The 13,306-nt window shown below is 62.1% G+C and carries 12 protein-coding genes; 5 read left to right on the top strand and 7 right to left on the bottom strand.

Features of this window, described 5'->3' with window-relative positions:
• Window positions 1–21: 21 nt before the first annotated feature.
• Together AAC029_RS01605 and AAC029_RS01610 are read left to right on the top strand one after the other, a co-directional pair.
• Window positions 22–1,233, top strand: coding sequence for a pyridoxal phosphate-dependent aminotransferase (locus tag AAC029_RS01605; protein ID WP_339743246.1), 1,212 nt, complete (start codon window positions 22–24; stop codon window positions 1,231–1,233).
• A 111-nt stretch (window positions 1,234–1,344) separates the two neighbouring features.
• Entirely contained in the window at window positions 1,345–1,812 is a 468-nt protein-coding gene (locus tag AAC029_RS01610) for a DNA starvation/stationary phase protection protein (RefSeq protein WP_339743248.1), read from the top strand.
• Window positions 1,813–2,357: 545 nt separating this feature from the next.
• Here the strand turns inward: AAC029_RS01610 and AAC029_RS01615 are convergent.
• The 5 genes from AAC029_RS01615 to AAC029_RS01635 all read right to left on the bottom strand — a co-directional run bounded on the left by AAC029_RS01615 (window position 2,358) and on the right by AAC029_RS01635 (window position 7,231).
• Complete coding sequence (locus tag AAC029_RS01615) at window positions 2,358–3,251, bottom strand: LysR family transcriptional regulator (RefSeq protein WP_339743250.1); 894 nt, start codon at window positions 3,249–3,251, stop codon at window positions 2,358–2,360.
• A 71-nt stretch (window positions 3,252–3,322) separates the two neighbouring features.
• Complete coding sequence (locus AAC029_RS01620; RefSeq protein WP_339743252.1) at window positions 3,323–4,537, bottom strand: DUF547 domain-containing protein; 1,215 nt, start codon at window positions 4,535–4,537, stop codon at window positions 3,323–3,325.
• Between the two features lie 223 nt (window positions 4,538–4,760).
• Window positions 4,761–5,705, bottom strand: a complete 945-nt coding sequence (trxB, locus tag AAC029_RS01625; RefSeq protein ID WP_339743254.1) for a thioredoxin-disulfide reductase — start codon at window positions 5,703–5,705, stop codon at window positions 4,761–4,763.
• Between the two features lie 102 nt (window positions 5,706–5,807).
• A complete protein-coding gene (locus tag AAC029_RS01630) occupies window positions 5,808–6,296 on the bottom strand; it encodes a sulfur transferase domain-containing protein (RefSeq protein WP_339743256.1) in 489 nt (162 codons plus the stop codon).
• On the bottom strand, window positions 6,293–7,231 hold the full coding sequence (locus AAC029_RS01635; RefSeq protein ID WP_339743258.1) for a mitochondrial fission ELM1 family protein: 939 nt from the start codon (window positions 7,229–7,231) through the stop codon (window positions 6,293–6,295). Before AAC029_RS01635 ends, AAC029_RS01630 begins: the two co-directional genes overlap by 4 nt.
• A 177-nt stretch (window positions 7,232–7,408) precedes the next feature.
• Here AAC029_RS01635 and AAC029_RS01640 point away from each other — a divergent pair, with 177 nt between their 5' ends.
• The 3 genes from AAC029_RS01640 (at window position 7,409) to AAC029_RS01650 (ending at window position 10,113) form a co-directional block, all read left to right on the top strand.
• On the top strand, window positions 7,409–7,813 hold the full coding sequence (locus AAC029_RS01640; protein ID WP_339743260.1) for a BlaI/MecI/CopY family transcriptional regulator: 405 nt from the start codon (window positions 7,409–7,411) through the stop codon (window positions 7,811–7,813).
• Window positions 7,810–9,423, top strand: a complete 1,614-nt coding sequence (locus tag AAC029_RS01645; RefSeq protein ID WP_339743262.1) for a M23/M56 family metallopeptidase — start codon at window positions 7,810–7,812, stop codon at window positions 9,421–9,423. Before AAC029_RS01640 ends, AAC029_RS01645 begins: the two co-directional genes overlap by 4 nt.
• 117 nt (window positions 9,424–9,540) lie before the next feature.
• Complete coding sequence (locus AAC029_RS01650) at window positions 9,541–10,113, top strand: M23 family metallopeptidase (protein ID WP_339743265.1); 573 nt, start codon at window positions 9,541–9,543, stop codon at window positions 10,111–10,113.
• A 73-nt stretch (window positions 10,114–10,186) separates the two neighbouring features.
• On the opposite strand, the gene greA is transcribed toward AAC029_RS01650, so the two are convergent.
• Together greA and carB are read right to left on the bottom strand one after the other, a co-directional pair.
• Window positions 10,187–10,660 carry a transcription elongation factor GreA gene (greA, locus tag AAC029_RS01655; RefSeq protein WP_339743267.1) on the bottom strand — a complete coding sequence of 158 codons (474 nt, stop codon included), beginning with the start codon at window positions 10,658–10,660 and terminating at the stop codon, window positions 10,187–10,189.
• Window positions 10,661–10,714: 54 nt separating this feature from the next.
• Window positions 10,715–13,306, bottom strand: a 2,592-nt coding sequence (gene carB / locus AAC029_RS01660) for a carbamoyl-phosphate synthase large subunit (RefSeq protein ID WP_339743269.1), incomplete at its 5' end; no start/stop codon positions are given.

The following is a 13,306-nucleotide window of genomic DNA, read 5'->3' on the forward strand; positions in this document are numbered from 1 at the left end:
CTTCGATTCAGGACATTCCCGATGACCTTTACGCCCTCCGACGCGCTGCAGCGCGTGAAACCGTCTGCGACCCTCGCCGTGACCCAGAAGGCGCGCGACCTCAAGGCGAAGGGGATAGACGTCATTTCGCTCGGTGCCGGCGAGCCGGATTTCGACACGCCCGACCATATCAAGCAGGCGGGAATCGAGGCGATCCAGCGTAATGAGACCCGCTATACGGCGGTCGATGGCATTCCGGAATTGAAGGACGCCATCGTCAAGAAATTCCGCCGCGACAATTCGCTCGAATACACGGCGGCCCAAATCCATGTCGCGCCGGGCGGCAAGCCGGTGATCTTCAATGCGCTCGCCGCGACGCTCAATCCGGGCGATGAAGTCATTATTCCGGCGCCCTATTGGGTGACCTATCCGGAAGTGGTGCGCCTGCTCGGCGGCGAAGCTGTGTGCGTCAAGACCGATATCGGCAATGGCTACAAGATCACCCCGGACGAGCTGGAAGCGGCGATCACATCCAACACGCGCTGGCTGATCCTCAATTCACCCTCCAACCCGACCGGGATGGGCTATAGCGCCGAAGATCTGCGCGCACTCGCGGAGGTGCTGCTCAAGCATCCACAGGTCTGGATCATGACCGACGACATGTATGAGCACATTATCTATGGCGATTTCAAATTCGCCACCATCGCGGAGGTCGAGCCGCGTCTGCTGGACCGGACCCTGACGATGAATGGTGTCTCCAAGGCCTATTCGATGACCGGGTGGCGGATTGGTTACGCGGCGGGACCCGTCGAGCTGATCAATGGCATGCGCAAGGTGATCTCCCAGACCACCTCGAACCCGTGCTCGATCAGCCAGTGGGCATCAGTGGCGGCGCTCAATGGCGACCACAGCTTTCTCAAGGCGCGCAATGCCGCCTTCCTGCGCCGGCGTGATCTGGTGCTCGACTGGGTCAATCACTCCAAGGGCCTGGTCGCGCCAACGCCGGAGGGGGCTTTCTATGTCTTCGCTGACTGCGCCGGTGTGATCGGCAAGACGGCGCCGGATGGCACCGTGATCCATAATGACAATGATTTCTGCTCGGCCTTGCTTGATGCCGAGGCGGTGGCGGTCGTGCCGGGCGTCGCCTTCGGGCTCGAGCCGGGGTTCAGAATTTCCTACGCGACCTCGGACGATCTGCTCAAGGAGGCCGGGATCCGGATCCAGCGTTTCTGTGACTCGCTGGTCGCGAAATAAGAAAAATCTATCGCTCTGACAATGTTTCCTGATTGGCTTTATGCGTCCCGTTCAAGCATATTGTTTCCAGACACAGCGGCCCCCGCCGCACGCGACTAGAGGAGAAGCATTATGAGCATCAATATGGGCCTTTCTGACGAGCAACGTACGGCCATGGCCGCCGCCGTCACCGCGGTTCTGGCGGATACTTATGCGCTCTATTTCAAGACGCATGTCTACCACTGGAACGTCACTGGACCGCGCTTCCACGATCTGCATTTGCTGTTCGAACAGCAATATAATGAGCTCTGGCTCGCCACGGACCTGATCGCTGAACGCGTCCGCGCGCTCGATTTCAAGGCGCCGGCGTCCTATTCGGCGATGGCCGCCGCCGGCACGGTGTCTTCGGAAGGCAAGGCCCAGAAGGCCGATGTGATGATTGCTGATTTGCTGCGCGGGCATGAGGCGGTTGTCGCGACCATCCGCAAGGCACTGGCACTGGCCGCCACGAACGGCGATGACGCCACTTCGGATGTCCTCAGCCCGCGTCTGACGGCGCACGAGAAATACGCCTGGATGCTACGCTCGACCCTGGGCTGATCCATCCGCCCGCCAGTTTCCTGACGAGAGCCGTTTCATCGCACGCGATGGAGCGGCTCTATTTCGTTGGGTGCCGCATTCTCGAACCACAAAACCGGTCCCCACTTTTCCTGAAAATGCTGAGTCTTGAGTGGTCGCATTTTCGAACCGGAAAACCGGTTCCCACTTTTCCTGTAAATGCTGAGTCTTGAGAGGTCGCATTTTCGAACCGGAAAACCGGTTCCCACTTTTCCTGAAAATGCTCCGGATACAAAGATGCCCCAGCCTGTTGGCCGGGGCAGTTTCGTGTCGGGGGCCTAAAGAGGCCCGAAATGAGGGCGCCGGACCCAGGGGGGGAGGGGAGGGCCCGGCGCAATTTGCATACCTCACGGGGAGGAGGGGTATGCGAATCCCTTTGCAGGGAGGGAGGCGGTGTAATCACCGCGTCTGTGGGAGTTATATGCGCCATGCTGCGCTGCAGCACCAGAGACGATCCGGCATAGTTCTCATGCAAAAATGGGACGACGCCACAATTTAGCCATGCATTTGAACCGGGGCCATCTCGGTCAACTTTCCCAGCGGCGGGCCTGTTCAAGCAGGAAGTCGCGGAAGGCGATAATGCGCCGTGAACCGCGCAATTCGCTGGGATAGACGAAATAGACCACGAAATCCGGCCCGTGCAGATCGGGCAGGACGCATTGAAGCGAAGGATTTTCGCGGGCGACATAGTCGGGCAAGGCACCAATCCCGAGGCCGGCTTCGATCGATTTCATTACCCCGTGAAGCGTATTGACCTCGATGACTGCCGGGCGCGGCGCCTGTCCCACCGCCCGGCCAATCTTGGCGGCCCAGTCCAGCCCCGGGATAGGTGCCAGCTGTGGCGGCCCGTAATGGATGATCGAGTGATCGTCCAGATCGGCGATTGAGGCTGGCGCCTGGTGCCTCTGGAGATAGTCGGGGCTGGCATAGAGGTGCTGGCTGACGTTGAGCAATTTGCGCTGCACCAGGTCATTCTGGGTCGAGGGCCAGGGGCGGATGCCGACCTCAGCTTCGAGGCCGGCCAAGTCGAGCTCGTGATCGTCGAGCATCAGGCGGATCCGGATTTGCGGAAACTGGTCGTGGAATTCACCCAGACGCGGCGCCAGCCACATGGCTCCGAGCGCCATTGGTGCGGTGACTTTCAGCTCGCCGCACGGCTCGTCGCGGGCGTCCTGGACGCGCGCTTCGGCGATCGCGGCTTTGGCGGCGATGTCCTTGGCCGCCTCAAACAGGAGATTGCCGGGCTCGGTGCGGATCAGGCCGCGCGCATGACGATGGAAGAGCGCGGCGCCGAGATCCTCCTCCAGCGCTGCGATCTGGCGGCTGACCGCCGATTGTGACAGGCCGAGCATCTCGGCCGCCTTGGTCAGAGACCCCGCTTGGGCGGCAGCATGAAATGTTTTGAGCTTGTCCCAGTCCATGCGTGGCGCCCTCCCGGCATCCCCTTATCGCTGCACTCTACAGGCAGGAGCGGGCCGGGCGATAGCCTTGCCTACTCCCCGGAGGTTTCGGAGACGGAATCGGAGGCCGGCGTCGGTTCTCCGGCCGGGCGCAGGTGGATGCGATTACCATTCTGGTCGGTTGGGATATCGATCGTGCGGACTTCGCCATAGCGGCCTTCGCGCATCAATTCGATCCGCCGCTCCTGGACCGCGGTCATCAAGATCACGCCATTGCTTGGCAGGGTGGTGCAGCTGAGCGGCGCGTTGATGGCGTCGGAACGCGGAGCGCCTTCGACCGTGGTGGAATACATTAGTGCCGGGCCGCCCGTGCCGGTGCAGCGTGTTGAGCCATTGATCAGATCAGCAATGTGCCAATCCTCCACCGAGGTTCTGACCGGCCGAATATTATTGACCTGTTCCTGGGTCTCAGCGTTCGCATAACGGTTGAGATGTGCGCGCAAATCGGTGTCAAAATTCGGGAAGAAACGCTCGGCCTCACGATAGATGTGCGAGACGCGCAATTCAGTGCGGGCGACCTCGACGCCACGCAGCGAGTTGACGAACTCGGTCGCATTGCGGTCGAGCTGGCCCCAGATCCGGGTCGCGTCATAAGCGTCGCGCGGCAATTCCGGGCCGCCAATCGCGCCGTTGAAAAAGCCGTAAATGACCCGTGGATCATCCCACTGGGCGTAGACAATGCGCAGGCGGATATCGTTCAGGCTGAGCGGCACGCCGTTGACGGTCAGGATCTTCGCGTCGAACACATTCTCGCGGCTGCCATGCGCATGCATCGAATTGATCCGTGTGACCGGGTATTCGAGCATGATCTGTTCGATGATCGCGACATTGTGCAGATTGAGCCAATAGGCCAATTGTTCAGTGCGGCTCAGACTGGCCAGATCGATCTGCGAGGGCAGGGCTTCAAGATCTTCGCGATACTCGGTGATCGCCTGCCGGTATTCGTCGGACATCGTATTGTAGGCAACACGATTGGCTTCGAACCGGTAGCGGGACTCATTGGATGTCAGGGCCCGGCTGCCGGTCAATTGCGTGCGTTGACGCTCGGGCTTGCGGTCCATGATCGGAACATTGAGGACGAAATCGTGCAACAGGTCCGACCAGACTGAATAATCAATATGCCGACGGGAATTGTCATTGAAGGACGAAAATTGCTGGAGGGCTGACGGTGAGTGCGCGTCGGCTCCGAAGCTCGCCGCCGGGGTCAGCAATATGGCAACGAGGCCAGTGATAAGAATTCGATACATAACGCGTCCTCGATACGGGCCCTGTCCTGACGGGCATGCCGATAATTATTGGCCAGAATCGCACAATCACGCGGCGGCCGAAAGCGGGAATGCCGGGGCATAAATCCCCGTCGCTCCGTCATTTCGATGATCGACGAATTAATCGGTTCGGTCAAGCACTCAACTACAGCGTCGTCATCACCACTTCGGCGAGCGGTCAGCCGGGGGTGCGCCGTTCGGCGCTCTATTCCTGGCTGGCCAGATAGCGCTCGGCTTCCAGGGCCGCCATGCAGCCCATGCCGGCAGCGGTGACAGCCTGACGATAGATGTCGTCGGTGACATCACCAGCCGCGAACACGCCCGGGATCGAGGTTTTCGGCGTGCCCGGCTCGGTGACGAGATAGCCACCATGCTTGGTTTCCATTTGCTCGAGGAAGAGCTCGGTCGCCGGTGCATGGCCAATCGCGACGAAGAAGCCGTGCGCCGGAATATCGCTGACGGCATCGGTCTTGAGATTGCGGATGCGCACACCGGTGACGCCCGGAGGGTCCATCTCGCCGAGCACTTCGACGACCTCGCTGTCCCAGACCATTTCGATCTTGGGGTGTTTGAACAGGCGGTCCTGCATGATTTTTTCGGCGCGCAGACTGTCGCGGCGATGCACGAGGGTGACCTTGGACGCGAAATTGGTCAGGAAAAGCGCTTCCTCGACGGCGGTATTGCCGCCGCCAACCACGACGATTTCCTTGCCGCGATAGAAAAAGCCGTCACAGGTCGCGCAGGCCGAAACGCCGAAGCCCTGGAATTTCGCTTCGCTCTCCAGCCCGAGCCATTTGGCCTGGGCGCCGGTGGCGATGATGACAGCGTCGGCGGTGTAGACGGTGCCGCCATCGCCCTTAAGCACGAAGGGGCGGGAGCCCAGATCGGCTTCGACGATGATGTCGGAGATCATCTCCGTGCCCATTTTTTCGGCCTGGTCCCGCATCTGCTCCATCAGCCAGGGGCCCTGGATCACGTCAGCGAAGCCGGGATAATTCTCGACATCGGTGGTGATGGTCAGCTGGCCACCAGGCTGCAGGCCGGCGATCAGCACCGGCTCAAGCATGGCGCGGGCGGCATAGATGGCGGCGGTATAGCCGGCGGCGCCGGAACCGATGATGATCAGGCGCGAATGGCGCGTCTCGGACATGGGAATTCCTCAATATTTCGGGAGCGGGCGCAGCCGCCACTTCAGGGGTCGGCACTTATATAGGTCGTCTTGCCGCTATTGCCGCCCCGTTTGGCAGTTCGATCAGTCGGTTGGGTCGGGTGTCAGGGCGTGGACCATGCCCATATCGCGGCCACCGGGCCAACCCATCGTGTCGAAAGGGTGGGTGTTGGACGGGTCCTGGGTCATCAGATAGGCGGCATAGAGATGGGCTGAACGAGTTCCGGACCGGCAATGCATCACCACGGGCCCGTCGGCCGATTGCAGCAATTGCGTCAATTGCGGCGTCAAGGCCGGATTGGCTCCATATGCGCCGCCGATCGGCAATTCGGCATAGCGCATGCCGCGGCTCTCAACGGCTGTGCGCATGTCGAAGCGCAAGTTGGCGGTCTCCTCCGGCGTGCGCGAATTGATCACCAGCTTGGCGCCGGCGGCAGCCCAGGCGTCGAGATCGGCTTCGCTCGGCTGGCTGGCAAACCAGACATTGCCGTCACGGCTGACAATTGAATCTGAAACAGGTTCCGACATGGCGACTCCGAACAATGAGAGGAAGGATATGAGAAGACGGGTCATGCTGTCTCTCCTTTGGGCGGTGGTGCATTGGGGTGCCAGCGCTCGATGAGGAGGCTGGCGGCGCGTGCGGTCTCTGCCAAGGGTGGGTAGGACCATGTTTCAAGTCTGCCAAGCCAGGGCCGCAGCGCGCCGACGCCTTCCAGCGCCGCGTGCAGACGGGTGAATTTCCCGGCAGAACCATCCATTGGCAGCGCATAGACCGGCTTGCCGGTCGCGCTGGCCTCGACCAGCATATTGGTCGATTCCTCGGTGACGAAAATCCAGTCGGCCGCAGCGAGGAAGGCGAAATACGGATTCTCGCCCTCGCCATCAAACAGCCAGACGCGGTCACGTCCGCCGAACGTCTTGGTCAGGCGCTCGGTCAGGGCTTTGGGTGTGCGCCGCGACAGGGTGATCATCAGGCTGACATTCTGCGCCAGCAAATCCTCCATCCGACCGACGAGATAGTCGGCGATCCGGGGCGTCAGCCGGAAGCGTTTGGAATCGCCACCAATCAGGATCGCCGCACGCGGGCCAGGCAGGGCGTCGATCTGCGGCGCGAAGGCAGCACGCCCGGCGGCCAGTGCGGCGGTGGAGATCCGGTTGGGCGAGCCGATCATCGAGATCGCATTCGGTCGCACCAGCCGGTCATGCGCCGGAGCGAGGATCAGATCGAAATCGCCGTGGCGGGTTCGCGGATCCTGCACATAGGCGAAGAAACAGCGCGGCGAGATATTGCGGTGCCTGGCGGCCAGTTTGATCGCCGCGCGGCCGCAGCCAATCCACAAATCTGGCGGGCCGCAATCGGGCAGGGCGACCGATCCGTCCTTGTGCGCGATGGCTGTGCCGATCTGCAGGGTGATGTCGCGGTGAGCGAGCTGCGCTGCGACGGCGTCGGCCAAGCCAAGCGCCTGGTTTTCAATCCCGCGCCGGCCGTCAGAGACGACCCAACACACCGGCGAACTGCTGGTCGCCGACAAGGGCGGGGAAGAGGGCGGGGCCTGCGTTTGCGACATGATGCGAGTTAAAGGGTGCGGCCTCGTCGCGGTCAAGCGTGACAAACCCCTTGACAGGTGCGCGCTACAGATGTCACATGGGTTACAAGTGTAGCGTATCTGTGACGGGAGCCATGAATGAAACTATCCGCGCCATCTCCGGCCGAACTGGCGATTTTGAAGCATTTGTGGGCAGCCGGCCCTCAGAGTGCGCGTGAGGTTCAAAACGGAATCGAACGCGAAACTGGCTGGTCCTATTCGACCACCCGCACGATGATTTCGCGCATGACCGACAAGGGCCTGGTGGGACGCTCCGAAGTCCATGGCCTCTCGGTGTTCGCGGCCAAGGTCGGCAAGGTGGCGTTGATGGGGCAGATGATCCGTGATTTCGCGGCCAATGTGCTCGATCTCGACGGACCGCTGCCGGCCACCGCTTTCGTCAATAGCCGGCTGTTTTCCGAGGACGAAGCGGCAGCGTTGACTCGCCTGCTCGAAGCGGAGACGCCCGAAATCAGGCAGGAAGATGGGGAGGACGCCCAATGACCGGTCTGCTCACCGCCCTCCTGCTCGGCGCCGCGCTTTCAGTGACGGCGGCCGGCCTCGCCTGGCTGGCGGGTCTTGCTTTGCAGTCCCGCATGCGCCCCGCCCAGCCCGGTCTGTGGCGAAGTGCGCGCCTGGTCGCGGTTCTGCCCCTGCTGATCGCACCGGCGCTCTACGCCATCCCCCAAACGGTGCCCGGCATGCCCGCGCTCGACTTCATCGACGAACCCGCTGCCTTGCTGTTGACCGCCAACCCAGGCGTTGACGCTGCGATAGCGGCTCCGTCCGCTCTCGTGCTGCCATCGCTGGAATGGATGCTGGTGGCGATCTACGCGCTCGGCCTGATCGCCGCGCTCGCGCTCGCCTTTCGGCGCCATGGCCAGCGTCGCCGCCTGTTGCGTGACAGCCGGATTGCGGCCCGCCATGAACGCATTTTGCTGGATCGCGAGGCTGAGAAACTGGGTCTTCCGGCTCCGGAACTGCGCTTTTGTTCCCGTGCGGCCACGCCCTTTCTGACCGGTTGGCGCGGCCTGATTATTGCCCCGGAGAGTCTGTTGCACTCACCGGAGCTGGCTCGCCATGCCCTGGTGCACGAGCTCTGCCATTTGCACCGCGGCGATGAGCGTGACCGTTTGGTCGGCTCGGCACTCACCATCCTGTTCTGGTTCAACTGGCCCCTACGCCAGATCGAGCGGGAACTTGATGCGGCTCGGGAAATCGCCTGTGACCGCCACGCCATTGCGGCGCTCGGCCACACCCAACGCAGAGCCTATGCGGCGACGCTGATTGAAACCATGCGGACGACGGCCCAGCCGGTCTCCGCCTTCGGACCCCATGACAGGAGACATCGGGAAATGCGTATTAAAGCCATACTTTCAGGCGGCCAGACCGTCAGCCACTCCCTTCTCACTGCGGGCGCACTCTTGCTCCTCGCTGTTCCAGTGGCCTTCGCGCAAACGGCGGTAACGCCCCGGCGCGTCGTCAGCGCGCCGGTCGACATGATCGCGCCACAGGCTGCGGCTCAGCAACTTGACCAGGCTGTCGGCAATGACGTGATGGCGGCGATAGACCCGCAGGCTGACGTCTCTGCCATTGAGGCCCGAATCGCGGCCAAGGCCCCTCGGGCGGTCGCAGGCGTGCAAGGCTCATCGCCAGCACCGGCTGCGGTTGCAGCACTCGCGGTCGCGTCGCAGTCCACTGTCGCTCCGAATCTGTCCGGTTCAATCCTGCAAGGTCGTATCACCAGCGCCTATGGCCCGCGTCCAGAACGGCCGGTTGGTTCGCCCCCATTTCATGGCGGCATCGATATCGCCGCACCGGTAGGCACTGCCCTGACGGCAGCCGGCGCTGGTAGGGTGACCCATGCCGCGATGGGCTATAATGGCTCGGATCGCTGGGGCAATACGGTGGAGATTGATCATGGCAATGGTTGGTCAACGCTCTATGCCCATCTCGACGAAATTGATGTGCAGCGCGGTGGGACCGTGAGCGCCGGTCAGATCATCGGTACGGTTGGCAGCACAGGCGTCGCGACGGGACCGCATGTGCATGTCGAAGTGCACCATGATGGGCAACGTGTCGATCCGGCGGATTATCTGACCGGACTGAACTGACCGTCGTCTTCAAGAGATAGGGGATGAGGGCGGCCGGAGCGATGCTCCGGCCGTTTCCTTTTGCCGGTGTGACCGGCCAGCACCTTCTGGTCACAAAGACCTGTCAGACTCGCCGGGATGACTTTGTCGCGACAGCTCATATTGACCTATTCTGAAGTCCTGCCCGGCCCCGGCGACCCGCGTATCCGGGTGCGAACGGGCCGGGTCTTGGCGAGCAGCTTCGTGCTGGCGGTGCTGCTTTCGCTCTTGCTGCTTGCTTGCGCTTCGACCCTGCCGGTTTCGATGCGTTTCACCGCGCCGGTCGCGAATGCGGTTGTCTACAGCGCGTTTGGCGAAGCCCGTCAGCGGAGCGGGGGACGCATCGCCCACCACGCCGGCATCGATCTCGCAGCGCCCTATGGCACGCCCGTGCACGCCGTCGGGGCAGGTGAGGTCGTGTTCTCCGGTTGGGGCTATCACGGCTCGACGCTGTGGGGTCTGCTGGTCGCGGTCGATCACGGCGATGGCTGGGTCACGCTCTATGCGCATCTCTCCGACGCCGAGGTTCAGGTCGGTGACCAGCTGCGCCGCGACGATCAAATCGGGCATATCGGCACCAGCGGCAATGCGACCGGCCCGCATGTTCATCTCGAATTACGCCAGGACGGTGTGCCAATCGACCCGGGCGACCGCATTGCAGGGCTGCGCTAAAGGTCTTGCCTGACAATGGAAAACGGCCGGAGCATCGCTCCGGCCGTTACTGATTATTGATGGGTCGACGGGCTCAGCCCCAGTCGACTTTCATGATCTCATAGGATTTCAGTCCGCCCGGAGCGTTGACCTCGGCGACATCGCCGACTTCCTTGTTGATCATCGAGCGCGCGATGGGCGAGGAGATCGAGATCTTGCCGCCATGCACGTCAGCTTCGTCCTCGCCGACGATCTGATAGGTCGCCTGCTCCTCGGTGTCCTCGTCGAGCACCGTGACGGTGGCGCCAAATTTGACGCTGCTGCCGCTCATCTTGGTGACATCGATGACCTGCGCGCGCGCGAGCTTGTCCTCAAGCTCCTGCACGCGGCCTTCGATATAGCCTTGGCGCTCTTTGGCCGCATGATATTCCGCGTTCTCGGAGAGATCGCCATGCTCACGTGCCTCTGAGATCGCCGCGATCACCGCCGGGCGTTCTTCACTCTTGAGACGTCTTAGTTCGTCGTCGAGGGCTTTTTGCCCTGCGACGGTCATCGGGATCTGTTTCATACGACCACTTAACTACGGGAAATCAAAACAGGCTAGCGTCAGAGCTGCACGCCATCAAGCATAGGTTTGCAGGGCGCGCGGTTCCAAGGCTCCGTCATCGATCCGGCGCAGTGACATGATCGCCGCTCTCGCCGCTGAAGCGGTTGTATAACAAGGGATTTTCATCTCCAACGCTGTGCGGCGGATCGAATAGCTGTCGAGATGCGATTGGCGGCCTTCGGTGGTGTTGAAAATGAGCTGAACTTCGCCATTCTTCATCAAATCGACAATGTGGGGCCGGCCTTCGAAGACTTTGTTGACTCGCGTGACCGGGACGCCGGCATCGCTGAAGGTCTTGGCCGTGCCGCCGGTCGCCAGAATGGTGAAGCCGAGCATCGCCAAAACCCGCGCCGGTTCGACCATCGCCGCCTTGTCACCCTCGCGTAGCGAGATGAAGACGCCGCCCCTGCGCGGCAGGTGAATGCCGGCACCGAGTTCGGCCTTGGCAAAGGCTGCCTCGAACGTCATGTCTATCCCCATCACTTCGCCGGTCGAGCGCATTTCCGGCCCGAGCACTGGATCGACGCCGGGGAAGCGTGCAAACGGCATGACGGCTTCCTTGACCGAGACATGTTTCGGGGCTGGATCTTTCAGTTTGAAATCGGCCAGACAGGCACCGGCCATCACCTTGGCCGCCAGTTTGGCAACCGGCTGGCCGATGGCCTTGGACACGAAGGGCACGGTGCGCGAAGCGCGCGGATTGACTTCGAGCACGAAGATTTCGCCATCCTTGACTGCGAACTGGACGTTCATCAGTCCCTTGACGCCGATCGCCATCGCCATGGCCACGGTTTCGCGTTTCAGTTCGGCGATCATCTCAGCCGATAGCGAATAGGGCGGCAGCGAGCAGGCCGAATCGCCGGAATGTACGCCAGCCTCTTCGATATGCTGCATCACACCGGCGACCCAGACGGTCTCGCCGTCGCAGATCGCGTCGACATCGATCTCGTCGGCATCGGTCAGATAGCGGTCGAGCAGCAAAGGCGTCTTGCCCGAGACATTGACCGCATCGCGCAGATAGCGTTCCAGGCTGTCGGTTTCACGGATAATCTCCATGGCCCGTCCGCCCAGCACATAGGAGGGGCGCAGCACCAACGGAAAGCCGAGCTTCTCGGCTGCAGCGCGCGCCTCGTCTTCGGAATGGACGATCACATTGGGTGGCTGGCGCAGGCCGAGCTGATTGAGCAGGTCCTTGAAGCGCTTGCGGTCCTCGGCCAGATCGATCGCGTCCGGCGCGGTGCCGAGGATCGGCACGCCTTCCGCTTCCAATTCTGCGGCGAGCTTGAGTGGGGTCTGGCCGCCATACTGGACGACGACGCCAAGCAGTGTGCCGTTCGAGCGCTCGGTCTCTATCAGTTCGAGCGTGTCTTCAATCGTCAGCGGCTCGAAATACAGCCGGTCGGCGGTGTCGTAATCGGTCGAGACGGTTTCGGGATTGCAGTTCACCATGATGGATTCAATGTCCATCTCGGCGAAGGCAAAGGCGGCGTGACAGCAGCAATAATCGAATTCGATGCCCTGGCCGATCCGGTTGGGACCGCCGCCGAGGATGATCGCTTTCTTGCGGCCGGTCGGCTCGGATTCGCACTCGACGCTGCCATCATAGGCCGGCGTTTCGTAGCAGGAATACATATAGGGCGTCGGCGAGGCGAATTCGGCGGCGCAGGTATCAACGCGCTTGAAGACCGGCCGCACGCCCAGGGCCCGGCGGGCGCGGCGCACCGTGGTTTCGTCCTGCTTGGTCAATTGCGCCAGCCGCGCATCGGAAAAGCCCATCGCCTTGAGGGCGCGGAAAGCGGCGGCGTCGGTCGGCAGGCCGAGCGTCGAGATATCGCCCTCGACCAGTACGATTTCTTCGATCTGGCGCAAGAACCAGGGCTCGTACAGCGAAGCGGAACGCACTTCCTCAAGCGAGAGACCTTCGCGGAAGGCCTGGGCGATGACGAGCAGCCGGTCGGGGCTCGGGATTGCCAGCGCCGCGCGGACGGCCTGTTTGCGCGCCGTCTCATCGGCGGCCTCATCGACGCCGGGCAAGCTCATGTCATCGAAGCCGGACAGGCCGGTCTCCAGCGAGCGCAACGCCTTTTGCATGCTCTCCTGGAAGGAGCGGCCGATCGCCATCACTTCGCCGACCGACTTCATCGACGTCGAGAGCGTCGCTTCGGCGCCAGGGTATTTTTCGAAGGCGAAGCGCGGGATCTTGACGACGACATAATCGATCGTCGGCTCGAAGCTGGCGGGCATGGCTCCCTTGGTGATGTCGTTGTCGATTTCGTCGAGCGTATAGCCGACGGCCAATTTGGCGGCGACCTTGGCAATCGGGAAACCGGTCGCTTTCGACGCCAGCGCCGAGGAGCGCGAGACCCGCGGGTTCATCTCGATGACCACCATGCGCCCATCGGCCGGATTGACCGCGAACTGGACATTGGATCCGCCTGTCTCGACGCCGATCTCGCGCAGCACGGCAATCGAGGCCGAGCGCATGATCTGGTATTCCTTGTCGGTCAGGGTCATCGCCGGGGCGACGGTGATCGAATCGCCGGTGTGGACGCCCATCGGGTCGATATTCTCGATGGAGCAGATGATGATGCAATTATCCGCCTTGTC

The sequence above is a fragment of the uncultured Maricaulis sp. genome (assembly GCF_963975345.1).
GTDB lineage: Bacteria > Pseudomonadota > Alphaproteobacteria > Caulobacterales > Maricaulaceae > Maricaulis.

Excerpts from the sequence above, each read along its gene's own strand:
- AAC029_RS01605 (WP_339743246.1), top strand. The coding sequence starts at position 22 with ATGACCTTTACGCCCTCCGACGCGCTGCAGCGCGTGAAACCGTCTGCG.
- AAC029_RS01610 (WP_339743248.1), top strand. The coding sequence starts at position 1,345 with ATGAGCATCAATATGGGCCTTTCTGACGAGCAACGTACGGCCATGGCC.
- AAC029_RS01615 (WP_339743250.1), bottom strand. The coding sequence starts at position 3,251 with ATGGACTGGGACAAGCTCAAAACATTTCATGCTGCCGCCCAAGCGGGG.
- AAC029_RS01620 (WP_339743252.1), bottom strand. The coding sequence starts at position 4,537 with ATGTATCGAATTCTTATCACTGGCCTCGTTGCCATATTGCTGACCCCG.
- trxB (WP_339743254.1), bottom strand. The coding sequence starts at position 5,705 with ATGTCCGAGACGCGCCATTCGCGCCTGATCATCATCGGTTCCGGCGCC.
- AAC029_RS01630 (WP_339743256.1), bottom strand. The coding sequence starts at position 6,296 with ATGACCCGTCTTCTCATATCCTTCCTCTCATTGTTCGGAGTCGCCATG.
- AAC029_RS01640 (WP_339743260.1), top strand. The coding sequence starts at position 7,409 with ATGAAACTATCCGCGCCATCTCCGGCCGAACTGGCGATTTTGAAGCAT.
- AAC029_RS01645 (WP_339743262.1), top strand. The coding sequence starts at position 7,810 with ATGACCGGTCTGCTCACCGCCCTCCTGCTCGGCGCCGCGCTTTCAGTG.
- AAC029_RS01650 (WP_339743265.1), top strand. The coding sequence starts at position 9,541 with ATGACTTTGTCGCGACAGCTCATATTGACCTATTCTGAAGTCCTGCCC.
- greA (WP_339743267.1), bottom strand. The coding sequence starts at position 10,660 with ATGAAACAGATCCCGATGACCGTCGCAGGGCAAAAAGCCCTCGACGAC.